The sequence below is a fragment of the Methylobacterium sp. A54F genome, from assembly GCF_053346035.1.
Genome location: NZ_JBKFBF010000159.1, coordinates 1 through 299, shown reverse-complemented (window position 1 = coordinate 299; position 299 = coordinate 1). Strand labels below are relative to the sequence as shown.

1 pseudogene is annotated in these 299 nt (G+C 75.9%); it reads right to left on the bottom strand.

What is annotated here, in order from left to right:
* A pseudogene (locus ACLBXP_RS25775) lies at positions 1 to 299 on the bottom strand (anti-sigma factor); the annotation flags it as partial.

Here is a 299-nt window from a genome sequence, read left to right as displayed (position 1 = left end):
AGTGGGCGGGCGCGATCGAGGCCAGGGTCATAGCGGCCTTCTGCAGGGCGGCGTCGCCGGCCGTGCCGCTCAGCGCGTAGGAGGAGCCGTCCGCCATCCAGTAGAGGGGTCCGCCATCGGCGGAGCGCGTGGCGCCGCCGCCCTGCCCCAGGCCGCGGCGATGGGTGGCGACGAGCGAGCCCTCGCCGAGGTCGACCGCCTCGATCGCCACCCCGATGCCGGCCCCCTGGTGCGCGGGGAAGACCTGCACGTCGCGCACCTGCCAGTTCTCCGGCAGGGTGGGCAGGCGGATGCCCGTG